Source organism: Streptomyces sp. NPDC048636 (assembly GCF_040650655.1).
GTDB lineage: Bacteria > Actinomycetota > Actinomycetes > Streptomycetales > Streptomycetaceae > Streptomyces.
In genome coordinates this window covers 209,670-235,610 of the sequence record NZ_JBEZHR010000003.1, presented here as the reverse complement: position 1 = coordinate 235,610, position 25,941 = coordinate 209,670, and the positions used below count along the sequence as shown (strand labels likewise).

The window sequence follows — 25,941 nt, the reverse complement described above, 5'->3', positions numbered from 1 at the left end:
CCGTCCGGAGTGCGTGCCCCGGCTTCCGCCGGGGCCCGGCCGGGTCAGCCGACCTGGCCGTAGAAGCGCTCCGTCTCGTCGACGGACGTCTTGAAACGCTCGTCGAAGTCCTCGCGAATGAGCGTCCGGATGACGTAGTCCTGGACGCTCATTCCGCGTTTCGCGGCGTGCTGCCGGATCCGGTCCAGCAGCTCACCGTCCATCCGCAGGCTGAGCACCTTCGATCCCATGCGGCCAAGAGTCGCCGCCCCGCGGGCTCCCGTGCGTCACTTTTCGGAGTCGTCTCACTCTTTTGGGTGACACGATAGGGGAGAGGTTCCGCGGGTTTCCTTAGGGGAGGTAATGAGTTATGCTAAAGACCATGCCGGATCCGTCCCGTCTCCAGACCTCGGCGGAGACACCGCCAGACGACGCGACCGCCGTGAACGCGCTGCGCTCCGGAGTGATGCGTCTGTCCCGGCGGCTCAAGCACCAGCGGGTGGACGAGTCGCTCAGTCCCACCGAGATGTCGGTCCTGGGCACCCTCGCCCAGTGCGGTAGCGCCACCCCCGGTGAGCTGGCCCGCAAGGAGCATGTCCAGCCACCGTCGATGACCCGCATCGTGGCGCTGCTGGAGGCCAAGGGACTGGTCAGGCTGGAGCCGCATCCGGAGGACCGGCGGCAGAAGGTCGTCTCGCAGACCGAGCGGGCGGAGGCCATGCTCGAGGAGAGCCGGCGCAAGCGCAATGCCTGGCTGGCCGAGCTGGTCGGAAAGCTGTCCGAAGAGGAGTGGGACGCGCTGCGCGCCGCCGCGCCCGTGCTGGAGAAGCTCGCGCACTTGTAAGAACCCGAGCCATCAGGAGGCGACGCCACTTGAGTACGGGACCCGGAGCAGACTCCGCACCCGCACCGCAACCCCACTCCGACTCACGTACCACCGGCGCGGCCGCGGCAGGGCGCGCCAAGGGCGGCACCTTCCGTTCGCTGCGCATCCGCAACTACCGCCTCTTCGCCACCGGCGCCGTCATATCCAACACCGGTACCTGGATGTCCCGGATCGCCCAGGACTGGCTGGTGCTGAGCCTCACCGGCTCCTCCACCGCGGTCGGTATCACCACCGCGCTCCAGTTCCTGCCGATGCTGCTCTTCGGTCTGTACGGCGGAGTGATCGCGGACCGCTACCCGCGCCGTCGGCTGCTGCTGTTCACCCAGACCGCGCTGGGGCTGTGCGGTCTTGCCCTCGCGGTGCTCACCCTGAGCGGCCATGTGCAGGTCTGGCACGTCTATCTGATCGCGTTCCTGCTCGGCATGGTCACCGTGGTCGACAACCCGACCCGGCAGGTCTTCGTCAACGAGATGGTCGGCCCGCACGACCTGCGCAACGCGGTCAGCCTCAACTCCGCGAACTTCCAGTCCGCCCGGCTGGTCGGCCCGGCCATCGCCGGTGTGCTGATCACCGCCGTGGGCAGCGGCTGGGCGTTCCTGATCAACGGTCTGTCCTTCGGCGCCCCGCTGATCGGTCTGCTGATGATGCGCACCGGTGAGCTGCACACCGTCGAGCGCGCCCCGCGCGGCAAGGGCCAGCTGCGCGAGGGGCTGCGCTATGTGGCCGGACGGCCCGATCTGATCTGGCCGATCGTGCTCGTCGGCTTCATCGGCACCTTCGGCTTCAACTTCCCGATCTGGCTGAGCGCCTTCGCCGACGATGTCTTCCACGCCGGTCCCGGCACCTACGGTCTCCTCAACACGCTGATCGCGATCGGCTCGGTCACCGGTGCGCTGCTGGCGGCCCGCCGGGTGGTGGCCCGGCGGCGGCTGCTGATCATGGCGGCGCTGCTGTTCGGTGTGCTGGAGGTGGCCGCGGCGGTGACCCCGGTCTTCTGGCTCTTCGCCGCGCTCATGGTGCCGATCGGCATCTTCAGCCTGACCTTCAACGTCACGGCGAACTCCAGCGTCCAGCTGGCGACGGATCCCGCGATGCGGGGGCGGGTGATGAGCCTGTTCATGATGGTCTTCGTCGGCGGCACCCCCTTCGGCGGCCCGCTGGTCGGCTGGCTGACCGACGCCTTCGGCGCCCGGGTGGGCTTCGCCGCGGGCGGCCTGGTCTCGGCCGCGGCGGCGGCCGTGGTGGGCCTGATCCTGGTCCGGGCCGGAAACCTGCGCATGAAGCTGGATCTGCGCCGGGGCCACCCCCGTGTGGTCTTCGTCCCCCGAACCGAAGGCGAACGCCTGGCCCCCGCGGCGTAGCGAGGGGCCATGCGGCCCGCGCGACGACGAGGGGCGTGTGCGACGACCGGCCGCCGCGGCGGCCGGTTCGGCCGGCGAAGGCGGAGGCGCCTCCGTGGTCCTGGTCGACGTGGGCACTCGGCGGGCATCCCGGCGCCGCCATGCGCCCGGCGAACCGTTCCTGTCCGTGCCGGACGGGACCCTTCCGCCCGCGACGGCGAGTGGGGTGCGCGACGGGCCGCTTCCGTGGGTGCCGGGTGCGGCTACGCCGCCGGGGTGGCGCCGGGGGCGCGAACCGGCATCGGGTCGGGGGTGGCTGCGGGAGACTGGGCGGGTGAGACTCTTCGCCGCCGTGCTGCCGCCCGAGGAGGCCGTCGCCGAGCTGGCCGACCGGGTGGACACGCTGCACGCGCTGCCGGGTGCCGACGCGCTGCGCTGGACCGAGCGGGCGGGCTGGCACTTCACCCTCGCCTTCTTCGGCGAGGTGGACGAGGGTGTGCTGCCCGAGCTGCACACCCGGCTGGCCCGCGCCGCCCACCGCCATGAACCCCATCGGCTGCGGCTCGCGGGCGGCGGCCGGTTCTCGGACCGGGTGGTGTGGGTCGGGGTGGACGGTGACGGCGCGGCCCTGAAGGGGCTCGCCGACTCGGCCGAGGCCGGGGCCCGGCGGGCCGGGGTGCCGATGGACCGGCACCGGCCGTACCACCCGCATCTGACGATCGCCCGCAACCGCGGCGACACCAGCCTCGCGCCCTATGTCGCCGGGCTGGCCGACTTCACGGGCCGGGTGTGGCCGGTACGGGAACTGAGCCTGGTCCGCAGCCATCCGCCGACCCCCGGGGTCGCCGGTCGGCAGCCCCGCTACGAGGTGGTGGCGGCCTGGCCGCTGGGCCGCTGAGCGGCCCGGCTAGTCTCAGGGGGTGGACCCGAAGACCAGAAACATGATCATGAGCGGTGCGCTGGTGCTGGTGCTCCTTGTCGTAGCCGTGGCGGCCGCGCTCGGGGGCTGACCCCACCGCGCGCGGCCGCGCATCCGCCCGCCGGGGCGGCTACCAGGCGAACGCCTCGGGGGAGGGGCCGGGACCGGGGAAGATCTCGTCCAGCGAGCGCAACAGCTCCTCGCTCAGCGTCAGCTCGGTCGCCCGGACCGCCGACGCCAACTGCTCGGCGGTGCGCGGGCCGACGATCGGGCCGGTCACCCCGGGCCGGGCGAGCAGCCAGGCCAGCGCCGCCTCACCGGGCTCCAGACCGTGCTTGTCCAGCAGGTCCTCGTACGCCTGCACCTGATCGCGTACCGCGGTGTTGCTCAGCGCGTCGGCGCTGCGCCCGGAGGCGGTCCGGCCGCCGCCGCCCTCCCGCTCCTTGCGGATCGCGCCGCCGAGCAGCCCGCCGTGCAGCGGCGACCAGGGGATCACCCCGAGGCCGTAGTCCCGCGCGGCCGGGATGACCTCCATCTCGGCGCGGCGCTCGGCCAGGTTGTACAGGCACTGCTCGCTGACCAGACCGAGGGAACCGCGGCGCCGGGCCGTCTCGTTGGCCTTGGCGATATGCCAGCCCGCGTGGTTGGAGGAGCCCACGTAAAGGATCTTGCCCTGCTGGACCAGGACGTCCATCGCCTGCCAGATCTCGTCCCACGGGGTGGAGCGGTCGACGTGGTGGAACTGGTACAGGTCGATATGGTCGGTGCGCAGCCGCTTGAGGCTGGCGTCCACGGCCCGGCGGATGTTGACGGCCGAGAGCTTGTCCTCGTTGGGCCAGACGTCGCCGGTGCCCATATGCGCGTAGCCCTTGGTGGCGAGGACGGTCTTCTCGCGCCGGCCGCCGCCCTGGGCGAACCAGCTGCCGATGATCTCCTCGGTGCGGCCCTTGTTCTCACCCCAGCCGTAGACGTTGGCGGTGTCGAAGAAGTTGATCCCCGCGTCATGCGCGGCATCCATGATCGCGTGGCTGTTCGCCTCGTCGGTCTGCGGGCCGAAGTTCATGGTGCCGAGCACCAGTCGGCTGACCTTGAGACCTGTGCGTCCGAGCTGCGTGTACTTCATGGACTCAGCCAAGCCCTTGGAGTGCGCTCCAATCAAGGGGGCAGTGCCGGGGAGCGGGGGGACGTGCCCGCGGTACCGAAGGACTCCGCGGAAAGCGCCGCGAATTCTGGTACGGAAAATCCGAAGGGCCCGCGTTTTGACCCCCCGTGCGGTCAAAATGCGGGCCTGCGGTTTCCGTCGGATCCCACTGGCGCGACGGAAGTGTGAGAGAAATGTGAATCAGTTGCTGTTACGGGACTTCATGAATCCGAGGACGCCCATGGCGAGGGCCAGCAGACCGCCGATCAGAACCATGTAGATTCCCGGACCGGCGGTGATGTCCAGCTGGTCCACCATCTGCCCGGCGGCCTTCTCGGCCGCGTCGGCGGGCGCGCCCTCGTCCTCCATCTTCTGGGCGAGCAGCCGCGCCGGGTCGGCCATGTTGATGCCGGCGACGATCGCGGCGGCCACGCCCAGCAGCCCGCCGCCGAGGTAGAGCGGGCCCTTCCGGCGGGCCAGGGTGATGAGGAAGAGCACGGTCGCGACCAGGGCGATGATCAGCGTGATGACGCCGTCGCCGTCCATCCCCTTGACACCGCCGTCCGCCGTGTCCTTGCCGGAGACGATCCAGTTCACCAGTGAGCCGACCAGGGCGATGAGGGAACCCACGATCCCGAGGATCGCGAACTTCTTCGACGGTGCGGCCTGGGCGCCGCCGCCGTGCTGCGGAGTGCCCGGATAGCCGGGCTGCGCGGTTTGCGCATAGGAGGACTGGCTGTAATCGCTCATGAGCAGAGACCGTAGAGCGGGCGCATTCTTGAATGCAATGCCACCGCCCGCTATGCCGTCAATGACCGATAAATTTTCTGCGAAATGATCCCCGGATCAGATCAAATTATCTGCGGTTCAGGAATGCCTTTGGATTTCCACGAGAATTGGACGTCCGTTGTCTTCCCGGAACGGGCGGCGTTAAGCGCCGGGTTCCCCGCCGCCGACCGGTGCGGGCCGCGTCCCCGTCCGCCGTGCCGGATCCGTGCCCTGCGCACTCCGGCGGGATGGCAGGCTTGAGCCCATGCGTCCGCTTCCGTTCGTCCTCGGTGCCGCCGTGCTGCTGGCCCTGCCCACCGCCGCCCCCGCCGCGGCGGATGACTCGTCCCCGTCGTCGTTCCAGATCAAGGACCCCCGGATCGCCGAGTCCAGCGGGCTCGCCGCGAGCCGCGCCCACCCCGGCGTCTACTGGACCCACAACGACAGCTCGGACGGGCCGTATGTCTACGCGGTCGACAGCAGGACGGGGAAGACGGTCGCGAGGGTCGCGATGCGCGGGGTCGGCAAGCCCCGGGATGTCGAGGCGATCTCGGTCGGCCCGGACGGCAGTGTCTACGTCGGCGATATCGGCGACAACCTCGGCGGCCAGTGGTCCCATGTGTGGATCTACCGCTTCCCCGAGCCCGAGAAGCTGCGGAACATGACCGTCAAGGCCACCCAGTTCACCGTCAAATACCAGGGCGGACCGCGCAACGCCGAGGCGATGATGGTCCATCCGAAGACCGGCAAGGTCTACATCGCCAGCAAGAGCGACGAGGACGGCGGTCTCTACGAGGGACCGGACACCCTCTCGCCCTCCGGGGTGAACGTCTTCCGCCGGATCGCGCCCATCGACATGGAGGTCACCGACGGGGCCTTCGCGCCCGACGGCAGCAGGCTGGTGCTGCGCGGTTACTTCTCGGCCGCCGAGTACCGCTGGCGGAACGGCAAGCCCAAGGAGCTGGAGGAGGAGCCCGGGCTGCCGCTCCAGCGGCAGGGCGAGTCCGTCACCTTCAGCACCGACGGCGGCACCCTGATGTACGGCACCGAGGGCCAGTACTCCCGGGTGAGCGCCGAGGCCCTGGACGGGGAGCTGCTGCCCGACGCGACCGCCAAGGAGCAGGAGAGGAACGGCGGGGCCAAGGGCGGCAGCCATGGCGAGCGGGACGAGGACGACAGGAACCGGACGCTGATGAAGGCCGCGCTGACCTTCGGCGGGGCGCTGGTGCTGTTCCTCGGCGCGCGCAGGCTGTTCCGCCGCCGCCGCTGAGGGGCGCGTCACGCGAAAAGGGGCCCGTGACCGCCGCAGCGGTCACGGGCCCCTTCCCGCTCTGGCTCAGAGCTGCTCGATGACGTAGTCCACACAGGCGGTCAGCGCCTCGACATCGGCCGGGTCCACCGCCGGGAACATCGCCACCCGCAGCTGGTTGCGGCCCAGCTTGCGGTACGGCTCGGTGTCCACGATGCCGTTGGCCCGCAGCGCCTTGGCGACCGCTCCGGCGTCGATGTCCTCGTTGAAGTCGATCGTGCCGACGACCTGCGAGCGCTTGGCCGGGTCGGTCACGAACGGGGTGGCGAACTTGGACTCCTCGGCCCAGCCGTACAGCGCGCGTGAGGAGGTCGCGGTGCGCCGCACCGCCCAGTCCAGGCCGCCCTGGCCGTTCATCCACGCCAGCTGGTCGTTGAGCAGGAAGAGCGTGGCCAGTGCGGGGGTGTTGTACGTCTGGTTCTTCAGCGAGTTGTCGATCGCGGTCGGCAGCGAGAAGAACTCCGGCACATGGCGGCCGGACCCGTGGATCCGGGCGGCGCGCTCCAGCGCGGCGGGCGAGAAGATCGCGATCCACAGCCCGCCGTCGGCGGCGAAGGACTTCTGCGGGGCGAAGTAGTAGACGTCGGTCTCGGCGATGTCGACCGGGAGACCACCCGCGCCCGAGGTCGCGTCGACCAGCACCAGCGAGCCCTCGTCGGCTCCGGCCACCCGCCGGATCGGCATGGCCACACCGGTCGAGGTCTCGTTGTGGGTGAGGGCGTAGACATCCACCCCGGCCTCGGCCTCGGCCTCCGGGTGGGTGCCGGGGTCGGAGGAGATCACGGTGGGCTCGCCCAGCCACGGCGCCAGCTTCGCGGCCTTGGCGAACTTCGAGGAGAACTCGCCGAAGGACAGGTGCTGGGACCGCGAGTCGATCAGACCGTGGGTCGCGATGTCCCAGAACGCGGTGGAGCCGCCGTTGCCGAGGACGACCTCGTACCCCTCGGGGAGCCGGAACAGCTCGCGCACCCCGTCGCGCACCGTGCCGACCAGGTTCTTGACCGGGGGCTGGCGGTGGGAGGTGCCCAGGAGTGAGGTGCCGGTGGCGGCCAGGGCGCTGACCGCCTCGGTGCGCACCTTGGAGGGGCCCGAGCCGAAGCGACCGTCGGCGGGCTTGATGTCAGCGGGAATCCGGATCTCAGCCACGAGCGCAGCCTAGTCCGTCGGGCGCCTCGCTCCCGCCTGCCGTCCAGCGGATGAGACGACCTGTCCACATCCTGTTGACGTCATGGTCCACCCGCTGTTGACGCCCCGCTGACGCATGCGTCGGAACCCGCATCTGATCGCCATCGGACATTCTCTTCGGGGCCCTCGGCATGGACCATGGGGGGCATGGCTGATCACGAGGCGGGCGAACTGGAGCGTGCTTTGCGGCGAGCCGTCAACGGGGAGGTCTCGTTCGACACGGCGAGCCGGGCACTGATGACCATGGACGCGTCGAACTACCGGCGCGTACCGGCCGGGGTGGTCGCGCCCCGGGACGCGGAGGACGTGGCGGCGGTGCTGGCCGTCTGCCGGGAGCGGGGAGTGCCGGTGGTGGCCCGTGGCGCCGGCACGTCGATCGCCGGACAGGCGACCGGGCTCGGCGTCGTCCTGGACTTCACCCGCCATATGCGGGGCATCCGCGCGCTCGATCCGGAGGCGCGGACCGCCGTCGTCCAGCCCGGGGTGATCCTCGACGATCTGCGCGGAGCCGCCGCCGCCCACGGACTGACCTTCGGCCCCGACCCCTCCACCCACAGCCGCTGCACCCTCGGCGGCATGATCGGCAACAACTCCTGCGGCTCCCACTCGGTGGCCTGGGGCACCACCGCCGACAACGTCCACGCGCTGGACGTCCTCACCTATGGCGGTGAGCGGGTGCGCGCCGGCCAGGGCCTGGACGGGCTGCCCGCCCGGCTGCGCGACGGAATGCGCTCGCTGGCCGGGGAGAACCTGGCGCGCCTGCGCACCGGCTTCCCCGAACTGCCCCGCCGGATCTCCGGCTACGCCCTCGACGAGCTGCTGCCCGAGAAGAACGCCGATGTGGCCCGCGCCCTCACCGGCAGCGAGGGCACCCTCGCCGTGCTGACCGAGGCCACCGTCCGGCTGGTCGAGGCCCCCCGGGCCCGCGCGCTCGCCGTGCTCGGCTACCCCGACGAGAGCGCGGCGGCCGAGGCCGCGCACACCCTGCTGCCGTACGGGCCGCTCACCGTCGAGGGCATGGCCGCCGACCTGGTGGCCGGGGCGTCCGGGCTGCCCAAGGGCGGCGCCTGGCTCTTCGTCGAGGTCGGCGGCGGATCGCGGGAGGAGGCGTACGCCCGCGCCGAGGAGATCGCCCGCGCCGCCGGTGACGCCACCACCGACCACACCGTGGTGGCCGACCCCGCCGGGCAGCGTGCGCTGTGGCGGGTGCGCGAGGACGCCTCCGGGACCGCCACCCGGATGCCCGACGGCAGCGAGGCGTGGCCGGGTTGGGAGGACTGCGCGGTGCCGCCCGCCCGGCTCGGCGCGTACCTCCGCGACTTCCGGGGGCTGCTCGGCCAGCACGGGCTGCGCGGCACCCCCTACGGACACTTCGGCGACGGCTGTATCCATGTCCGGATCGACTTCGACCTGCTGAGCGAGGCCGGGGTGCGGGTCTTCCGCGACTTCTCCACCGACCTCGCCGACCTCGTCGTCACCCACGGCGGTTCGCTCTCCGGCGAGCACGGCGACGGGCTGGCGCGGGCGGAACTGCTGCCACGGATGTACGGCGACGAGATGGTCGGCCTCTTCTCCCGCTTCAAGGACCTGTGGGACCCGGCGGGCGGGCTCAACCCCGGTGTGCTCGCCCGCCCCCGCCGCCTCGACCAGGACCTGCGCTTCGACTCCCTGCCGCGCCGCCCCGTCGACGTCGAGTTCGGCTATCCGCACGACGGGGGCGACTTCTCGGCCGCCGTGCGCCGCTGTGTCGGCGTCGCCAAGTGCCGCAACGAGTCGGTCTCCGGCGCGGGCGTGATGTGCCCCTCGTACCGGGCGACGGGCGAGGAGCGGCACTCGACCCGTGGCCGCGCCCGGCTGCTGCACGAGATGCTCGCGGGCGAGGTGGTGCGCGACGGCTGGCGCTCCCAGGAGGTGCACGACGCGCTCGACCTGTGTCTGTCCTGCAAGGGCTGCCGCAGCGACTGCCCGGTCGGGGTGGACATGGCCACGTACAAGGCGGAGTTCCTGCACCACCACTACGAGGGGCGGATGCGGCCCCCCGCGCACTACTCGATGGGCTGGCTGCCGCTGTGGCTCCGCGCGGCGTCCCTGCTGCGCGCCGCCCCGGTGGCCAACGCGGCCTCCGGAGTGGCCCCGCTGGCCGCCCTGGCCAAGCGGATGGGCGGGATCGCGCCGGAACGGGACCTGCCGGTGCTGCCGAAGGAGCCGTTCACCCGCTGGTGGCGGCGGCACGCCCGGGAGGTGGCCGCCCGCCGCCCGGCCTCCGGTGGCCCGGCCTCCGGCGGTCAGGACAGCGGCGGCCCGGACAGCGGCGGCCCGGACACCGGCGGCCCGGACACCGGCGGCCCGGACACCGGCCGCACCGTGGTGCTGTGGCCGGACACCTTCACCAACCACCTCTCCCCGTCGGTCGGCCGGGCCTCGGTCGCCGTACTGGAGGCGGCCGGGCTACGCGTGGTCGTCCCGCCCAAACCGGTCTGCTGCGGGCTGACCTGGGTCTCCACCGGTCAGCTCGACCGGGCCCGCGCGGTGATGCGCCGCACCCTGGACGTCATGGCCCCGGCCCTGGACGCCGGGCTCCCCGTGGTCGGCCTGGAACCCAGCTGCACCGCCGCCCTCCGCACCGATCTGCCCGAACTCCTCGGCTCCGACCCCCGCGCCGCCCGACTCGCCGACTCCGTCACCACCTTCGCCCAGGCCCTGGAGGACCATGCCCCGGACTGGCGGCCTCCCGTGGTCGACCGCCCGGTCGTCGGCCAGACCCACTGCCACCAGCACGCCGTCCTCGGCGACGCCGCCGAGCGCCGGCTTCGCGAACGCGCGGGGCTGACCGGTGAGTTGAGCGGCGGCTGCTGCGGTCTTGCGGGCAACTTCGGCTTCGAGGCGGGGCACTACGACATCTCGGTGGCCTGTGCCGAGGAGCAACTGCTGCCGTCGGTGCGGGCCGCCGAGGACGGCGCCGAGGTCCTGGCGGACGGCTTCTCCTGCCGCACCCAACTCGACCAGCTCACCGACCGCCCGTCCCGCCACCTCGCCGAGATCCTGGCCGAGCATCTGCCCTGACCGGCCCGGCCGTGGGTGGGGCGGCGGCGCGTCCTGGTAGGGGTCGGCAGGTGCTTCCGGCGGGCACCTCGCGACCCGGTAGGGGTCTCCGATCTCTCAGAACTACTCATTTGTGAGAGGTCGCATTTTCAGGGTGGGTGATGCCTGGGTCAGCTGAAGGTGCGGCGGTAGGTGTGAGGGCTGACACCGGTGGTGCGTTTGAAGCGGTCGCGGAAGGCGGTGGGTGAGCCGAAGCCGACCTGAGCGGCGATGCGCTCGACGGGGTGGTGTGTGGTCTCCAGGAGGTGTTGGGCTTGGCGTATGCGGGCCCGGTGGAGCCATTGGAGCGGGGTGGTGCCGGTCTGTTCGCGGAAGCGGCGGATCAGGGTCCGGGTGCTGGTTCCGGCGTGGGCGGCGATGTCGGCGAGGGTGAGGTCGCGGCCGAGGTTGTCCTGCAGCCAGGTGAGCAGGGGTTCGAGGGTGGAGCCCTGGGGGGTGGGCGGGTGGTCGTGGACGATGAACTGTGCTTGTCCGCCTTCGCGTTCGAGGGGCATGACGGACAGGCGGGCGGCGTCGGCGGCGACGGTTGAGCCGTAGTCGCGGCGGATCATGTGCAGGCACAGGTCCAGGCCCGCGGCGGCGCCGGCTGAGGTGAGGATCTGCCCGTTGTCGACATACAGCACGTCCGGGTCGACGTCGATGTCCGGATGGGTGGCGGCCAGGAGGTCGGCGGCGGCCCAGTGGGTGGTGGCCCGCAGGCCGTCCAGGAGGCCGGTGGCGGCCAGGGGGAAGGTGCCCGAGCAGATGGAGGCGATGCGCGTGCCGTCCCCGGCGGCTGCTCGCAGCGCCCCGCAGACGTCCGAAGTGACCGGGGCGGTTGGTGTGGCGGTACCGGGCACGATGATCGTGTCCGCGCCCCTGAGCCCGTCGAGACCCCAGGGCGCGCGCAGGGTGAAGGTACCGGCGTCGATCTCCGGCTGTTCGGCGCACACGCGGATCTGGTAGCCGGGGCGCCCGTCCGGGAGCCGGGTGCGGGTGAAGACCTCGATCGGAGTGGAAAGGTCGAACGGGATCACCTGGTCCAGCGCGAGAACGGCGACGGTGTGCATGGCCAGAAAATACCGCCCCGCCGGACGACAGTTCCGGTCCTGGTGTCCCCAAATCTCCACTTCACCGCAGTTCAGCGCCTCTTCGCGGCGTTGGCACTATCCCGTTGAAGAGTGGCACTCATGCCACTGGGAGACGAGGTGGCAGCCCGTTACGTTCGGGGGCGTACTCGGCACACGCCGGACTTCCCGTGCCCGAAGGACCCCCTGATGCACGCCCAGATCATCTTGTTCGACGGCTTCGATCCGCTCGATGTCATCGCTCCCTATGAGGTGCTGTACGCGGGCGGCACTGCTTCCGCAGGCGCAGTGAGCGTGGAACTGGTCTCCGCCGAAGGGCCACGCGAGGTGGTCAGCGGCACCGGCGGGCTGGCGCTGCGTGCCACTGCCGCCCTCGACCCCGGGCGTGCCGGCCTGATCCTGGTCCCCGGCGCCTCGGGCCGTGTCGGAGAACCCGGCGAGGTGCCTGACCACGACGCGGGGGCCGGTCAGTGGCAGCAGGACGAATTCATCCCGGTACTGCTGGGCCGCACCCTGACCACCGAGCTGCCCGCGCTGTTGAAGGCTGCGATGGCAAATCCCGAGGTGACGGTCAGCGCCGTGTGCGGCGGCTCACTCGTCCTGGCCATGGCTGGCCTGCTGGAGGGACGTTATGCCACCACCCACCACATGGGCCTGGACATGCTCGACGCCACCGGTGTCCACGCGGTGAGCGCCCGCGTCGTCGATGACGGCGATCTCGTCACCGGCGCCGGCGTCACGTCCGGACTCGACCTGGGCCTGTATCTCCTGGAGCGCGAGGTGGGCCCCCGGATCGCTCATGCCGTCGAAGGGCTGTTCGCCCATGAGCGCCGCGGCACTGTCTGGCGCAACAGGGGCCCGGAGCCCGCCCGACTCTGACCTGACGCCACTCCCCTGCACCGCCCACTCGCACCACACCGTGAGGAAGAACAGCAGCATGTCCGTCGAAGGCACCTGGGACCTGTCCATCTCCACCCCCATCGGCAGGATCAAGGCCATGGTCGAGTTCCGACGCAAGGACGGTGTCCTCATCGGGAGCGCCCACGGGGCGGGAGAGGAAGTACCTATCAGCGACGTTGTCCTCGACGGCGACCGGCTCAGGTGGAAGCAGGCCGTCACCAAGCCCATGCGGCTGAACCTGGCCTTCGCCGTGACGATCGACGGCGACATTCTGACGGGAACCTCCAAGGCCGGACGCCTTCCAGCCTCGAAGGTCACCGGCGAGCGCCGCACCCTCCAAGCGGGCACACGGCACTGACCATGACAAAACTCTTCCTCTCCTTGCATGTCCTGGCCGCCGTCGTGGCCATCGGCCCGGTCACCGTCGCCGCCAGCATGTTCCCCCCAGCCCTGCGCCGCGCCCACCGCGACCCCGGCGACCGGGACGCGCTCACCACCCTGCGAATGCTGCACCGTATCTGCCGCGTGTACGCGGCCATCGGTATGGCCGTGCCCGTCTTCGGGTTCGCCACGGCCAGCAGCCTCGGCGTCCTGGGCAGCGGATGGCTGATCACCTCGATTCTCCTGACCGCCGCAGCCGCCGCCGTCCTGGCCCTCCTGCTCCTGCCCACCCAAGACCGTGAACTCGCCGCCCTGCAGGACGCCGCCCCCAGCCCCGCCACCCGAGCGGCAAGCCATCTGGCCATGCTCACCGGCGTCTTCAACCTGCTGTGGGCCGCGGTCACCGTCCTGATGATCATCCGTCCCGGATCCACCACCGGGGCATGACGGAGAGCCTTCGCCGCGACTGCGAGCGCCGCAGCTGACGGCGCTGATCCAACGTCCGTATTGTTCAGCGGCCATGGCGGTCTTTCGATACTCAGGCGGCTCGGCCGAAGCCCGCGGTCGTCAGGTCCTGGTCACGCAGCGGGGTGAAATCGACGTCGAGCTTCGGGTCGTACGTCTCGGGCCGGATGCCGAGCTCGTGCGTGGAGTACTCGCCGAACCGGTTGATGTGCTCGGTCAGGTACGGCGAGATGTGGGCCAGGTCCTCCGGGTGCCGAAGCCGAGCCACTGGGAGAACCGGTTGAACGACTCGACCTTATTGGTCGCCGCATTGGTCGCCGCGGTCATCCGGCGCCGCAGCGGGGCGTCGGAGAGGTAGCGCAGCAGTTACGCCGCCGTCGCCGTTCCGGAGACCGGCGCCGGTCTCTGCGGCCGAGAATCATGCAAGCATGCTTGATTGTTTCTCGCGGTGCTGCCACGCTCACCCCCAACGCCCGCATGACACACCCGACGACGGGAGCCACGCGTGTCCGATACGGAAGCCCTGCTCGGCGATCTGCGCGCCGAGGGGGACGAGGTGGACGGTCTGGTGGCCGGGCTGGACGAGGCGGGCTGGCGGACCCGGACGCCCGCGCCCGGCTGGACCGTCGCGCACCAGATCGCCCATCTCGCCTGGACCGACGAACGCGCCGCGCAGTCCGCGCTCGATCCGGACGGGTTCGCGGCGGAGGTGCGCAGGGCGCGGGCGGCGCCGGGCGACTTCGTGGACGAGGGGGCCGAGGCGGGCGCCGCGCTGCCCTCCGCCGAGCTGCTGCGGCGCTGGCGGGTCGGGCGGGAGCGGCTGTGCCGGACACTCGCCGAGGCACCGCCGGGCGCCCGGCTGCCCTGGTACGGGCCGCCGATGAGCGTGAAGTCGGTGGCCACCGGACGGCTGATGGAGACCTGGGCCCACGGTCAGGACATCGCCGACGCCCTCGGCGTACGGCGCGCCCCCACCGCCCGGCTGCGGCATGTGGCCCTGATCGGCGTACGGGCGCGGGGCTACGCGTACGCGGCGCGCGGACTGGAGCCGCCCGCCGAGGAGTTCCGGGTCGAACTCACCGCCCCGGACGGCACGGTGTGGACCTTCGGTCCCGAGGATGCCGCCCAGCGGGTGACCGGGGACGCCCTCGGCTTCTGTCTGCTGGTCACCCAGCGGGCCCATCGCGCCGATGTGGCCGTCACCGCACAGGGCCCGGACGCCGACCGCTGGCTGGACATCGCCCAGGCGTTCGCCGGACCCCCCGGAAAGGGCCGACTGCCGGGCGGAGGCGCCGCATGACCGACGCATCCGCCCCGCTCCGCGTCGGCAACGCCTCCGGCTTCTACGGCGACCGCTTCGACGCCGTCCACGAGATGCTCACCGGTGGCCCGCTGGACGTCCTCACCGGCGACTACCTCGCCGAGCTGACCATGCTCATCCTCGGCCGCGACCGGATGAAGGACCCCGGCCGGGGCTATGCCACCACCTTTCTGCGGCAGTTGGAGAACACCCTCGGCCTCGCCGTACAGCGCGGCGTACGGCTGGTCACCAACGCGGGTGGGCTCAATCCGGCCGCCCTCGCCGACAACATCCGCGCCCTCGCGGACAAGCTGGGCATCGCCGTCCGCGTCGGCCATGTCGAGGGCGACGATCTGCTCACCACCCGCGACTGGGGCCCCGGTGTGCTCACGGCCAACGCCTATCTCGGCGGCGCCGGGATCGCCGCCTGCCTCCGGGGCGGTGCGGATGTGGTCGTCACCGGCCGGGTCACCGACGCCGCCCTCGTCACCGGGCCCGCCGCCGCCCACTTCGGCTGGGCCCCCGACGACTGGGACGCCCTGGCCGGAGCCGTCGTCGCCGGGCACATCCTGGAGTGCGGCACCCAGGCCACCGGCGGCAACTACGCCTTCTTCACCGACCACCACATCCGCCGCCCCGGCTTCCCGCTCGCCGAGATCGCCGCCGACGGCTCCTGCGTGATCACCAAACACCCGGGCACCGACGGCGCCGTCACCACCGGCACCGTCACCGCCCAGCTCCTCTACGAGACCGCCGGGGCCCGCTATCCAGGACCCGATGTCACCGCCCGCCTCGACTCGGTCCGGCTCACCCCCGACGGCCCCGACCGGGTGCGGGTGCACGGCGTACGCGGCGAGGCGCCACCGCCGACCCTCAAAACCGGGCTGACCCGGCTCGGCGGCCACCGCAACGAGGTGGTGTTCGTCCTCACCGGGCTCGATATCGAGGCCAAGGCCGCGCTCGTACAGAGCCAGCTGGACGCCGCGCTCGCCCCGCGCCGACCCGCCGAGGTGCGCTGGACCCTGGCCCGTACCGACCACCCGGACGCCGCCGGGCAGGAGGAGGCCAGCGCCCTGCTGCGGCTTGTCGTCCGCGACCCGGACCCCGACGCCGTCGGCCGCGCCGTCAGCTCCGCCGCCGTCGAACTGGCCCTCGCCAGCTACCCCGGCTTCCATGTCACCGCCCCGCCCGGAAAGGGCTCTCCCTACGGTGTGTTCGAGTCGGCCGCCGTCCCCGCCGACGCCGTCACCCACACCGCCGTCCTCCCCGACGGCACCCGTGCCACCGTCCCCCCGGCCCCCGGCAGCCGGGCCCTCGAACCCGTCGACGCACCGCCCCTGCCACCGCCGCTCCCGCCGGGGCCCACCCGGCGCGCCCCCCTCGGACTCGTCGCCGGGGCCCGCAGCGGTGACAAGGGCGGCAGCGCCAACATCGGCGTCTGGGCCCGCACCGAGGACGGCTGGCGCTGGCTGGCCCACACCCTCACCACCGACCGGCTGCGCGCCCTGCTCCCGGAGACGGCCGAGCTGCCCGTCACCCGTCACGCCCTGCCCAACCTCCACGCCCTGAACTTCACCGTGGACGGTCTGCTCGGCGAAGGCGTCGCCGCCCAGGCCCGTTTCGACCCCCAGGCCAAAGCCGTCGGCGAATGGCTGCGCTCACGCCACCTGGACATACCGGAGGTACTGCTGTGACCGTGCTCGCGTCCGCGCTCGACCCCGGCGGCGCCGACTACACGGCCCACCGCGAGGCAATGCTCGCCAAACTCGGCGCACTCGACACCGAGCATGCCAAGGCGCTCGCCGGAGGCGGTGAGAAGTACCTCGCCCGCCACCGCAAGCGCGGCAAACTCCTCGTCCGCGAGCGCATCGAACTGCTCCTCGACCCCGACACCCCCTTCCTCGAACTCTCCCCGCTCGCCGCCTGGGGCAGCGACTACCCGGTCGGCGCCTCCCTGGTCACCGGTATCGGCGTGATCTCCGGTGTGGAGTGCGTGATCAGCGCCAACGACCCCACCGTGCGCGGCGGCGCCAGCAATCCCTGGACGCTCAAGAAGTCCCTGCGCGCCCATGAGATCGCCTACGCCAACCGGCTCCCCGTCGTCAGCCTCGTCGAATCCGGCGGCGCCGATCTCCCCAGCCAGAAGGAGATCTTCATCCCCGGCGGTGCGCTCTTCCGCGACCTCACCCGGCTCTCCGCCGCCGGAATCCCCACCGTGGCCGTGGTCTTCGGCAACTCCACCGCCGGAGGCGCGTATGTCCCCGGTATGTCCGACCACGTCATCATGGTCAAGGAGCGCTCCAAGGTCTTCCTCGGCGGCCCGCCCCTGGTCAAGATGGCCACCGGTGAGGAGAGCGACGACGAGTCGCTCGGCGGCGCCGATATGCACGCCCGCACCTCCGGCCTCGCCGACTACTTCGCCACCGACGAGCCGGACGCGCTGCGCCAGGCCCGCCGCGTCGTCCACCGCCTCAACTGGCGCAAGGCACACCCCGACCCGGGCCCCGCCGAACCGCCCAAGTACGACCCCGACGAACTCCTCGGCATCGTCCCGAGCGACCTCAAGGTCCCCTTCGACCCCCGCGAGGTCATCGCCCGGGTCGTCGACGGCTCCGACTTCGACGAGTTCAAGCCCCGCTACGGCACCAGCCTCGCCACCGGCTGGGCCGGTCTCCACGGCTACCCCGTCGGCATCCTCGCCAACGCCCAGGGCGTGCTGTTCAGCGAGGAGTCCCAGAAGGCCGCCCAGTTCATCCAGCTCGCCAACCAGCGCGACATCCCGCTGATCTTCCTGCACAACACCACCGGCTACATGGTGGGCCGCGAATACGAGCAGGGCGGGATCATCAAACACGGCGCCATGATGATCAACGCGGTCTCCAACTCCCGCGTCCCCCACCTGTCCGTCCTCATCGGCGCCTCCTACGGCGCCGGTCACTACGGCATGTGCGGCCGCGCCTACGACCCCCGCTTCCTGTTCGCCTGGCCCAGCGCCAAATCCGCCGTCATGGGGCCGCAGCAGCTCGCGGGCGTCCTGTCCATCGTCGCCCGCCAGTCCGCCGCCGCCAAGGGACAGCCCTACGACGAGGAGGCCGACGCCGGGCTGCGCGCCATGGTCGAGCAGCAGATCGAGTCCGAGTCGCTGCCCATGTTCCTCTCCGGGCGGCTCTACGACGACGGCGTCATCGACCCCCGCGACACCCGCACCGTGCTCGGCCTCTCTCTGTCCGCCATCCACACCGCACCGGTCGAAGGCGCACGCGGCTTCGGCGTCTTCCGGATGTGAGGAAAATGATCCGCTCCCTCCTGGTCGCCAACCGTGGCGAGATCGCCCGCCGCGTCTTCCGCACCTGCCGTGAACTCGGCATCGCCACCGTCGCCGTGTACTCCGACGCCGACGCCGACGCTCCGCACGTCCATGAGGCCGACGCCGCCGTACGGCTGCCGGGCGACGCGCCGGCCGACACGTATCTGCGCGGCGACCTCATCGTCAAGGCCGCCCTCGCCGCCGGTGCCGATGCCGTCCACCCGGGCTACGGCTTCCTCTCCGAACACGCCGGTTTCGCCCGCGCGGTGGCGGACGCCGGACTCCGCTGGGTCGGGCCGCCGCCCGCCGCGATGGAGGCCATGGCCTCCAAGACCCGTGCCAAGGCGCTGATGGGCGAGGCCGGTGTGCCCCTCCTCGCCCCGCTCGACCCCGACCGTGTCACCGCCGCCGACCTCCCCCTCCTCGTCAAGGCGGCGGCGGGCGGCGGCGGGCGCGGTATGCGGGTGGTACGCGACCTCGGCGAACTCCCCGGCGAACTCGCCTCCGCGCGGGCCGAGGCGGCCTCCGCCTTCGGGGACGGCGAGGTCTTCCTCGAGCCCTATATGGAGGGCGCCCGCCATGTCGAGGTCCAGGTGCTCGCCGACACCCACGGCACGGTGTGGACCCTGGGCACCCGCGACTGCTCCCTCCAGCGCCGCCACCAGAAGGTCGTCGAGGAGGCCCCGGCGCCGGGGCTGAGCGACGCGCTGCGCACCGTGCTGCACGACTCGGCGGCGAACGCGGCCCGCAGCATCGGGTACGAGGGCGCGGGCACGGTGGAGTTCCTGGTCTCGGGCGACCGCGCGTACTTCCTGGAGATGAACACCCGGCTCCAGGTGGAGCACCCGGTGACGGAGGAGGTGTACGGACGGGACCTGGTGGCGCTGCAACTGCGGGTCGCGGAGGGCGAACGGCTCGGAGCCGCCCCGGAGCCGCGCGGGCACGCGGTCGAGGCCCGGCTGTACGCGGAGGACCCGGGGCGGGGGTGGCAGCCGCAGACGGGTGTGATGCACCGGTTCGCGTTTGTGGGGGGTGCGCCGGGGGAGCGTGCGCGGGTGCGGGTCCGGGGCCTCCGGCGCGGCGGCCCTGGACCGGATATTTACGGCGCCGGTGCCCGGGGAAGTGTGGTGAACCCAGGATCGGCGCCACAAATATCCGAAAGTGTCCAGGACCCCCACCCCTGCGACCCCGGCCCCTCCTCTCTCGTCGGCGGCTCTCCGCCCGGATTGCGGATCGACTCCGGGATCGTGGACGGTGACGAGATCGGTGTCCACTACGACCCGATGCTGGCCAAGGTCATCGCCTGGGCCCCGACTCGCGAGGAAGCGCTGCGGCGCTTGGCGCACGAGCTGGAGCGTGCCTCCCTCCATGGTCCGGTGACCAACCGGGAGATGCTCGTACGGGCCCTGCGTCACCCGGAGTTCGCCGAAGGGCGGATGGACACCGGTTTTCTCGAGCGGCATCTCGACGAGCTGACGGCTTCGGATACGGCGGGCGCCGCCTTGTCCGCCCTGGTGGCGGCGGTGGCCGACGCCAGCGATCGACCGCCGTCCGTCGCCGGTCGACTGGGCGGATGGCGGAACGTCCCTTCCCAGCCGCAGGTCAAGACGTACCGCGGCGAGCCGGACGGCATCGAGCACGAGGTCCGCTACCGGCTCACCCGCGACGGCCTGGTGGCCGACGACTTCCCCCACACCCGGCTTCTGCATGCCGATCCGCACCGGGTGGTCCTCGAAGTCGACGGCATCCGGCGGAGGTTCGACGTAGCGGCATACGGCACCCAGGTGTACGTCGACTCACCCCTCGGATCCTTCGCCTTCACCGCCCTGCCCCGCTTCCCCGACCCCACCGCCCGTACCGAACCGGGCTCACTGCTGGCGCCCATGCCGGGCACGGTGGTGCGGGTCGCCGAGGTGGCCGTGGGCGACCGGGTCGAGGCCGGACAGCCGCTGCTGTGGCTGGAGGCCATGAAGATGGAGCACCGCATCACCGCACCCGCCGCCGGAGTTCTCACCGCGCTGCATGTGGCCACCGGCCGTCAGGTCGAGGTCGGCGCCCTGCTCGCGGTGGTGGCGACGGAGGACGAGCGCACGTAAGGGGACGGGGTCGCAGGGGTGGGGTCCTGGACACTTTCGGATATTTGTGGCGCCAATTTCCGGCCCACCCGGCTTCTCCGGGCACCGGCGCCGTAAATATCCGGTCCAGGGGCCCGCCCCGGAGGCCCCGCGCCCCGCCCCGTGACCAGCGCACCGCAACCACCCAACGGCAGCACCCACGAGGAGCGGTACATGACCACCATCAGCCACACCCCCACCGACACCCCCGAACGCGCCGATCTCCGCGCCGCAGTCGCCGCCCTCGGCCGGGGCCACCGTGGCGACAGCGACGAGCTGTGGAAAGAGGCCGGAAAGCTGGGCTACCTCGGGGTCAACCTCCCCGAGGAGTACGGCGGCGGAGGCGGCGGCATAGCCGAACTCTCCATCGTGCTGGAGGAGTTGGGCGCCGCCGGATGCCCGCTGCTGCTGCTCGTCGTCTCGCCCGCCATCTGCGGTACGGTCATCGCCCGCTTCGGCACCGAGGAGCAGAAGCGCCGCTGGCTGCCCGGTCTGGCCGACGGCAGCGTACGGATGGCGTTCGGGATCACCGAGCCCGACGCCGGATCGAACTCGCACCGGATCACCACCACCGCCCGCCGGGACGGCGACGACTGGGTGCTGACCGGGCGCAAGGTGTTCATCACGGGCGTGGACACCGCGGACGCCACGCTGATCGTGGGCAGGACCGAGGACGCGCGGACCGGGAAGCTCAAGCCGTGTCTGTTCATCGTCCCGAGGGAGACGCCCGGTTTCGCGTACCACCACATCCCGATGGAACTGGCCGCGGACGAGCGCCAGTTCGAGCTGGTGCTGGACGAGGTGCGGCTGCCCGCGGACGCGCTGGTGGGGGACGAGGACGCGGGGCTGCTCCAGCTGTTCGCGGGGCTGAACCCGGAGCGGATCATGACGGCCGCGTTCGCGCTGGGGATGGCCCGCTTCGCGCTGGCGAAGGCGGTCGACTACGCCCGTACCCGCCAGGTGTGGAAGGAGCCGATCGGCGCGCACCAGGCCATCGCGCATCCGCTGGCGCAGGCGCATATCGAGATCGAGCTCGCCCGGCTGATGACGGCGAAGGCGGCGTACCTGTACGACGGCGGGGATGACGCGGCGGCGGGGGAGGCGGCGAACATGGCGAAGTACGCGGCCGCCGAGGCCGCGGTGAAGGCGGTGGACCAGTCGGTGCACACGCTGGGCGGCAACGGGCTGAGCACGGAGTACGGGCTGGCGCGGCTGATCACGGCGTCGCGGGTGGCGAGGATCGCACCGGTGAGCCGGGAGATGATCCTCAACTTCGTCTCGCACCAGACGCTGGGGCTGCCGAAGTCGTACTGAGTCCGAACAGCCACGTAACGGCGGGGGAGTTGGGCAGAGTCGACGGGAAGGCAACCGGATCCGAGGGGAACGCCATGGTGCTGCACAGCGACTGTCCCGATGTCCCGCCCGTCGATCTGCCCATCCACGAAGCCGTACTGGCCCGTGCCGCGGATGAGTTCGCTGAACGGACCGCGCTGGTGGACGGGGTGACGGGGGCGAGCATGAGCTATGCCGCGCTCGATCACGCCTCGCGGCGGATCGCGGCCGCGCTGGCCGGGACCGGGGTCGGCAAGGGCGAGATGGTGGCGCTGCACAGCCCCAACTCGATCATGTACCCGGCGGCGTTCTACGGCGTGACGCGCACCGGGGCGACCGTCACCACGGTGCATACGCTGGCGACGGCGCAGGAGTTCGCCAAGCAGCTGAGGGACGCGGAGGCACGATGGATCATCACCGTGTCGCCGCTGCTCGGGGTGGCCCGGGAGGCGGCGGAGCGGGCCGGTGGGGTGCGCGAGATCTTCGTCTGCGACGAGGCGAGCGGGCACCGTTCGCTGCGCGAGATGCTCGCGTGCACCGCGCCGGAGCCGGTGGTGGAGATCGACCCGGCCGAGGACGTGGCGGTGCTGCCGTACTCGTCGGGGACGACGGGCGCCCCGAAGGGGGTGATGCTGACCCACCGGAACGTGGCGACGAACCTGGCGCAGGTGGAGACGATGATGCCGCCGCGGCCGGGCGAACGGGTGCTCGCGGTGCTGCCGTTCTTCCACAGCTACGGGCTGACGGCGCTGATGAACGCGCCGCTGCGGAACGGCAGCACGGTGATCGTGCTGCCCCGGTTCGAGCTGGAGCAGTTCCTGACGGCGATCGAGAGGTACCGGGCGGAGGCGGTGTACGTGGCGCCGCCGATCGTGCTGGCGCTGGCCAAGCACCCGGCGGTGGAGGGCCGTGACCTGTCGTCGGTGCGGTTCGTACTGAGCGCCGCGGCGCCGCTGGATGCGCGGCTGGCGCAGGCGTGCGCCGAGCGGCTGGGGCTGCCGCCGCTGCTCCAGGCGTTCGGGATGACGGAGCTGTCCCCGGGTTCGCACCTGGTGCCGCGGGACGCGGAGAACGTACCGCCGGGCACGGTGGGCAGACTGCTGCCCAGCACCAGGATGCGCATCGTGGACCCGGAGTCGGGGCGGGATGTCGCGGTGGGCGTGGACGGCGAGATCCTGGTGCAGGGCCCACAGGTGATGAAGGGCTATCTCGGCAGGCCCGAGGAGACCCACGCGATGATCGACGCGGCGGGCTGGTTGCGTACCGGGGACGTCGGGCACGTGGACGCCGACGGCTGGCTGTACGTGGTGGACCGGGTCAAGGAGCTGATCAAGTACAAGGGCTACCAGGTCGCCCCCGCCGATCTGGAGGCCGTACTGCTCACCCACCGGGACGTCGCGGACGCGGCGGTCATCGGGGTGGCCGACGGGGCGGGCAACGAGCTGCCCAAGGCGTATGTGGTGCGGGTGCCCGGAGCCCGCGTTTCCGGGGACGACCTGATCAGTTACGTTGCCGAGCAGGTGGCCCCGTACAAGAAGGTGCGCAGCGTGGAGTTCACGGACGCCGTGCCGCGCTCCGCCACCGGCAAGATCCTCAGGCGCGAGCTGCGCGCCAGGGAAAGGAGTTCGACCGCGACATGACCGACGCGCCTCCGCCGCTGGTGCGGCGTACCGACGCCCGCGGCATCACCACGCTCACCCTCGACTCCCCGCACAACCGCAACGCGCTCTCGGCCCGGCTGGTGGCCGAGCTGCACGAGGCGCTTGCGGCGGCCGGGAAGGACGGGGAGACCCGGGCCGTTCTGCTCACCCACACCGGCAATACGTTCTGCGCGGGCGCGGACCTGAAGGAGCCGCCGGCCACCACCGGCGCGCTCGGTCTGGTGGCGCTGCTGCGGTCGATCGTGGAGCTGCCCAAACCGGTGGTGGCCCGGATCGCGGGGCATGTGCGGGCCGGGGGGCTCGGGCTGCTCGGGGCGTGCGATGTCTCGGCGGCGGGCCGGGGCTCCAGCTTCGCCTTCACGGAGGCGCGGCTGGGGCTGGCCCCGGCGGTGATCTCGCTGCCGCTGCTGCCCCGGCTGGACCCCCGGGCGGCCGCCCGCTACTACCTGACCGGGGAGAAGTTCGGCGCGGCCGAGGCGGCCCGGATCGGTCTGGTGACGCTGGCGGATCCGGACGGGGACCCGGACGCGCTGCTCGCGCCGGTGCTCGAGGGGCTGCGCCGGGGCTCCCCGCAGGGGCTCGCGGAGTCCAAGCGGCTGGTGACGGCCGAGGTGCTGCGGACGTTCGACCGGGACGCCGAGCCGCTGGCGGAGCTGTCGGCGCGGCTGTTCGGATCGGCGGAGGCGCGGGAGGGGATGACGGCGTTCCTGGAGCGCCGGGACCCGCCGTGGGTGCCGGACGACGGCGCGGCGGAGGCGGGTCGGTGACGCGGACAGCCCGTCCGGGTCCCCGTACCGCGCCGCGTGAAGCCAAGCAGGACCGCAGCCGCGCCACCCGGCAGCGGCTGCTGGAGGCCGCGGTGTCCTGTCTGGCCGAGCACGGCTGGGCGGGGTCCACGGTGGCGGTGGTGGCCGAACGCGCCGGGGTCTCCCGGGGCGCGGCCCAGCACCACTTCCCGACCCGGGAGGACCTGTTCACGGCCGCGGTGGAGCATGTCGCCGAGGAGCGCTCGGCGGAGCTGCGGACCCTCCCCGCGCCGCGCGGGGAGGGCCGCAACCGGGCGGTGGTGCGGGCGATCGTCGGGCTCTACACCGGCCCGCTGTTCCGGGCCGCCCTCCAGCTGTGGGTGGCCGCCGCCAACGAGGAGCAGCTCGGGACCCGGGTGACCGCGCTGGAGGCGCGGATCGGCCGGGAGACCCACCGGATGGCGGTGGAGCTGCTGGGGGCCGACGAGTCCGTGCCGGGGGTGCGGGAGACCGTCCAGGGCCTGCTGGACATGGGCCGCGGTCTGGGCCTCGCCAATCTGCTCACGGACGACGGCCCGCGCCGGGAGCGGGTCGTCGCCCAGTGGGCGGGGATCCTGGACGGGGTGCTGGGCGTCTCCCGCTAGCGGGAGATGTCCCCGTAGCCCTCGATCTGGTGCGGGCTGCGGGAGCTCGGCCCGGTGTAGCGGGCGGAGGGCCGCACCAGCCGACCGGTCCGCCTCTGCTCCAGGATGTGCGCGCTCCACCCGGCGGTGCGGGCGCAGGTGAACATCGAGGTGAACATATGCGCCGGGACCTCGGCGAAGTCCAGCACGATGGCCGCCCAGAACTCCACATTGGTGGCGAGCACCCGGTCCGGGCGGCGGTTGTGCAGCTCGTCCAGGGCGGCCCGCTCCAGGGCCTCGGCGACCTCGAACCGGGGCGCGCCCAGCTCCTTGGCGGTGCGCCGCAGCACCCGCGCCCGCGGGTCCTCGGCGCGGTAGACGCGGTGGCCGAAGCCCATCAGCCGCTCGCCGCGGTCCAGGGCGTCGCGGACGTACGCCCCGGCGTCCCCGGTGCGCTCGATCTCCTCGATCATGCCCAGCACCCGGGAGGGCGCGCCGCCGTGCAGCGGGCCGGACATCGCGCCGACCGCGCCGGAGAGCGCGGCGGCGACATCGGCGCCGGTGGAGGCGATGACGCGGGCGGTGAAGGTGGAGGCGTTCATGCCGTGCTCGGCCGCGGAGGTCCAGTAGGCGTCGACGGCGGCCACGTGCTTGGGGTCGGGCTCACCGCGCCAGCGCCGCATGAACCGCTCGACGATGGTCTCCGCCTTGTCGATCTCGCGCTGCGGCACCATCGGCAGCCCCTGCCCGCGGGCCGACTGGGCCACGTAGGACAGGGCCATCACGGCGGCGCGCGCCAGGTCCTCGCGGGCCTGCTCCTCGTCGATGTCCAGCAGCGGTTTCAGCCCCCAGACCGGTGCCAGCATGGCCAGCGCGGACTGGACGTCGACCCGGATGTCCCCGGAGTGCACCGGGATGGGGAAGGGCTCGGCGGCGGGCAGCCCGGGGTTGAACGCGCCGTCGACCAGCAGACCCCAGACGTTGCCGAAGGACACATGGCCCACGAGGTCCTCGATGTCGACACCTCGGTAGCGGAGCGCGCCGCCCTCCTTGTCGGGTTCGGCGATCTCCGTCTCGAACGCGACGACTCCCTCGAGTCCGGGTACGAAGTCGGACATCAGGCGGCTCCTCGTGATGTGGTCGGGGTGGACAGATGGCTGGTGCGGATGCCGGGGCCGGTGCGGATGGCGGACGGGGGCTGGTACCGCTGCGTCAGCGGGATCGTCGGGGCTGTCCTTGCCGGTACCGGGACGGTTCCACGGCCGCGTTCGACGCGGCTCGCGGTCCGTACCGGCTCACCGGTGATGTGCCCCGTGCGGCTGGTGGTCACCCAGCCGTGCCCGAAGAGGTATGGCACCGGACCCTGACAGGCGCATGGTCATCCACAGTCTGATCGCTTCGCTACCCATGGGGAAG

24 protein-coding genes are annotated in these 25,941 nt (G+C 72.0%); 16 read left to right on the top strand and 8 right to left on the bottom strand.

What is annotated here, in order from left to right; all coding sequences use genetic code 11:
- Positions 1 to 44: 44 nt before the first annotated feature.
- Positions 45 to 230, bottom strand: coding sequence for a BrnA antitoxin family protein (locus tag AB0C66_RS11610; RefSeq protein WP_254752147.1), 186 nt, complete (start codon positions 228 to 230; stop codon positions 45 to 47).
- A 131-nt stretch (positions 231 to 361) separates the two neighbouring features.
- Here AB0C66_RS11610 and AB0C66_RS11605 point away from each other — a divergent pair, with 131 nt between their 5' ends.
- The 3 genes from AB0C66_RS11605 to thpR all read left to right on the top strand — a co-directional run bounded on the left by AB0C66_RS11605 (position 362) and on the right by thpR (position 3,103).
- Positions 362 to 823, top strand: coding sequence for a MarR family transcriptional regulator (locus tag AB0C66_RS11605; protein ID WP_362436025.1), 462 nt, complete (start codon positions 362 to 364; stop codon positions 821 to 823).
- Positions 824 to 852: 29 nt separating this feature from the next.
- On the top strand, positions 853 to 2,226 hold the full coding sequence (locus AB0C66_RS11600; protein WP_362436023.1) for an MFS transporter: 1,374 nt from the start codon (positions 853 to 855) through the stop codon (positions 2,224 to 2,226).
- A gap of 313 nt (positions 2,227 to 2,539) precedes the next feature.
- Positions 2,540 to 3,103: an RNA 2',3'-cyclic phosphodiesterase gene (gene thpR / locus AB0C66_RS11595; RefSeq protein ID WP_362436021.1), complete on the top strand. Its 564-nt coding sequence runs from the start codon at positions 2,540 to 2,542 to the stop codon at positions 3,101 to 3,103.
- Positions 3,104 to 3,254: 151 nt separating this feature from the next.
- Here thpR and AB0C66_RS11590 read toward each other — a convergent pair whose 3' ends face one another.
- Positions 3,255 to 4,247: an aldo/keto reductase gene (locus AB0C66_RS11590; protein WP_362436019.1), complete on the bottom strand. Its 993-nt coding sequence runs from the start codon at positions 4,245 to 4,247 to the stop codon at positions 3,255 to 3,257.
- A 219-nt stretch (positions 4,248 to 4,466) separates the two neighbouring features.
- Positions 4,467 to 5,015: a hypothetical protein gene (locus tag AB0C66_RS11585; RefSeq protein WP_362436017.1), complete on the bottom strand. Its 549-nt coding sequence runs from the start codon at positions 5,013 to 5,015 to the stop codon at positions 4,467 to 4,469.
- 283 nt (positions 5,016 to 5,298) lie between these two features.
- Between AB0C66_RS11585 and AB0C66_RS11580 the strand changes: the two genes are divergently transcribed.
- The gene (locus AB0C66_RS11580; RefSeq protein WP_362436015.1) at positions 5,299 to 6,303 is read left to right on the top strand and encodes a hypothetical protein; all 1,005 of its coding nucleotides are present in this window, start codon (positions 5,299 to 5,301) and stop codon (positions 6,301 to 6,303) included.
- Positions 6,304 to 6,369: 66 nt separating this feature from the next.
- On the opposite strand, the gene serC is transcribed toward AB0C66_RS11580, so the two are convergent.
- Positions 6,370 to 7,488, bottom strand: coding sequence for a phosphoserine transaminase (gene serC, locus AB0C66_RS11575; RefSeq protein ID WP_362436013.1), 1,119 nt, complete (start codon positions 7,486 to 7,488; stop codon positions 6,370 to 6,372).
- 186 nt (positions 7,489 to 7,674) lie between these two features.
- Between serC and AB0C66_RS11570 the strand changes: the two genes are divergently transcribed.
- Positions 7,675 to 10,590 carry an FAD-binding and (Fe-S)-binding domain-containing protein gene (locus AB0C66_RS11570; protein WP_362436011.1) on the top strand — a complete coding sequence of 972 codons (2,916 nt, stop codon included), beginning with the start codon at positions 7,675 to 7,677 and terminating at the stop codon, positions 10,588 to 10,590.
- A 149-nt stretch (positions 10,591 to 10,739) separates the two neighbouring features.
- On the opposite strand, the gene AB0C66_RS11565 is transcribed toward AB0C66_RS11570, so the two are convergent.
- The gene (locus tag AB0C66_RS11565; protein ID WP_362436009.1) at positions 10,740 to 11,678 is read right to left on the bottom strand and encodes a helix-turn-helix domain-containing protein; all 939 of its coding nucleotides are present in this window, start codon (positions 11,676 to 11,678) and stop codon (positions 10,740 to 10,742) included.
- A 207-nt stretch (positions 11,679 to 11,885) separates the two neighbouring features.
- Between AB0C66_RS11565 and AB0C66_RS11560 the strand changes: the two genes are divergently transcribed.
- From AB0C66_RS11560 to AB0C66_RS11550, 3 genes are read left to right on the top strand one after another with little or no spacing between them, the layout of a single operon-like run.
- Positions 11,886 to 12,575: a DJ-1/PfpI family protein gene (locus tag AB0C66_RS11560; protein WP_362436007.1), complete on the top strand. Its 690-nt coding sequence runs from the start codon at positions 11,886 to 11,888 to the stop codon at positions 12,573 to 12,575.
- Positions 12,576 to 12,633: 58 nt separating this feature from the next.
- Positions 12,634 to 12,954, top strand: a complete 321-nt coding sequence (locus AB0C66_RS11555) for a hypothetical protein (RefSeq protein ID WP_362436005.1) — start codon at positions 12,634 to 12,636, stop codon at positions 12,952 to 12,954.
- A 2-nt stretch (positions 12,955 to 12,956) separates the two neighbouring features.
- The gene (locus AB0C66_RS11550; protein ID WP_362436003.1) at positions 12,957 to 13,424 is read left to right on the top strand and encodes a DUF2269 family protein; all 468 of its coding nucleotides are present in this window, start codon (positions 12,957 to 12,959) and stop codon (positions 13,422 to 13,424) included.
- Positions 13,425 to 13,515: 91 nt separating this feature from the next.
- On the opposite strand, the gene AB0C66_RS11545 is transcribed toward AB0C66_RS11550, so the two are convergent.
- Complete coding sequence (locus AB0C66_RS11545) at positions 13,516 to 13,710, bottom strand: hypothetical protein (protein ID WP_362436001.1); 195 nt, start codon at positions 13,708 to 13,710, stop codon at positions 13,516 to 13,518.
- Positions 13,659 to 13,769: a hypothetical protein gene (locus AB0C66_RS11540; RefSeq protein ID WP_362435999.1), complete on the bottom strand. Its 111-nt coding sequence runs from the start codon at positions 13,767 to 13,769 to the stop codon at positions 13,659 to 13,661. The genes AB0C66_RS11545 and AB0C66_RS11540 overlap by 52 nt, the downstream gene beginning before the upstream one ends.
- 178 nt (positions 13,770 to 13,947) lie before the next feature.
- Here AB0C66_RS11540 and AB0C66_RS11535 point away from each other — a divergent pair, with 178 nt between their 5' ends.
- The 8 genes from AB0C66_RS11535 to AB0C66_RS11500 all read left to right on the top strand — a co-directional run bounded on the left by AB0C66_RS11535 (position 13,948) and on the right by AB0C66_RS11500 (position 24,546).
- Positions 13,948 to 14,742, top strand: coding sequence for a TIGR03084 family metal-binding protein (locus AB0C66_RS11535; protein WP_362435997.1), 795 nt, complete (start codon positions 13,948 to 13,950; stop codon positions 14,740 to 14,742).
- Complete coding sequence (locus AB0C66_RS11530) at positions 14,739 to 16,436, top strand: acyclic terpene utilization AtuA family protein (protein ID WP_362435995.1); 1,698 nt, start codon at positions 14,739 to 14,741, stop codon at positions 16,434 to 16,436. The genes AB0C66_RS11535 and AB0C66_RS11530 overlap by 4 nt, the downstream gene beginning before the upstream one ends.
- Complete coding sequence (locus AB0C66_RS11525; protein ID WP_362435994.1) at positions 16,433 to 18,028, top strand: carboxyl transferase domain-containing protein; 1,596 nt, start codon at positions 16,433 to 16,435, stop codon at positions 18,026 to 18,028. The genes AB0C66_RS11530 and AB0C66_RS11525 overlap by 4 nt, the downstream gene beginning before the upstream one ends.
- Positions 18,029 to 18,033: 5 nt before the next feature.
- Positions 18,034 to 20,145 carry a biotin carboxylase N-terminal domain-containing protein gene (locus tag AB0C66_RS11520; protein ID WP_362435992.1) on the top strand — a complete coding sequence of 704 codons (2,112 nt, stop codon included), beginning with the start codon at positions 18,034 to 18,036 and terminating at the stop codon, positions 20,143 to 20,145.
- Positions 20,146 to 20,337: 192 nt separating this feature from the next.
- A complete protein-coding gene (locus tag AB0C66_RS11515; protein ID WP_362435990.1) occupies positions 20,338 to 21,477 on the top strand; it encodes an acyl-CoA dehydrogenase family protein in 1,140 nt (379 codons plus the stop codon).
- 74 nt (positions 21,478 to 21,551) lie between these two features.
- Positions 21,552 to 23,135: an AMP-binding protein gene (locus AB0C66_RS11510; RefSeq protein ID WP_362435988.1), complete on the top strand. Its 1,584-nt coding sequence runs from the start codon at positions 21,552 to 21,554 to the stop codon at positions 23,133 to 23,135.
- Complete coding sequence (locus AB0C66_RS11505) at positions 23,132 to 23,923, top strand: enoyl-CoA hydratase family protein (RefSeq protein ID WP_362435986.1); 792 nt, start codon at positions 23,132 to 23,134, stop codon at positions 23,921 to 23,923. The genes AB0C66_RS11510 and AB0C66_RS11505 overlap by 4 nt, the downstream gene beginning before the upstream one ends.
- Positions 23,920 to 24,546 carry a TetR/AcrR family transcriptional regulator gene (locus AB0C66_RS11500; protein WP_362435984.1) on the top strand — a complete coding sequence of 209 codons (627 nt, stop codon included), beginning with the start codon at positions 23,920 to 23,922 and terminating at the stop codon, positions 24,544 to 24,546. Before AB0C66_RS11505 ends, AB0C66_RS11500 begins: the two co-directional genes overlap by 4 nt.
- On the opposite strand, the gene AB0C66_RS11495 is transcribed toward AB0C66_RS11500, so the two are convergent.
- Positions 24,543 to 25,643 carry a citrate synthase 2 gene (locus AB0C66_RS11495; protein ID WP_362435982.1) on the bottom strand — a complete coding sequence of 367 codons (1,101 nt, stop codon included), beginning with the start codon at positions 25,641 to 25,643 and terminating at the stop codon, positions 24,543 to 24,545. The two genes, AB0C66_RS11500 and AB0C66_RS11495, sit on opposite strands and share 4 nt — an antisense overlap.
- Positions 25,644 to 25,941 lie beyond the last annotated feature (298 nt).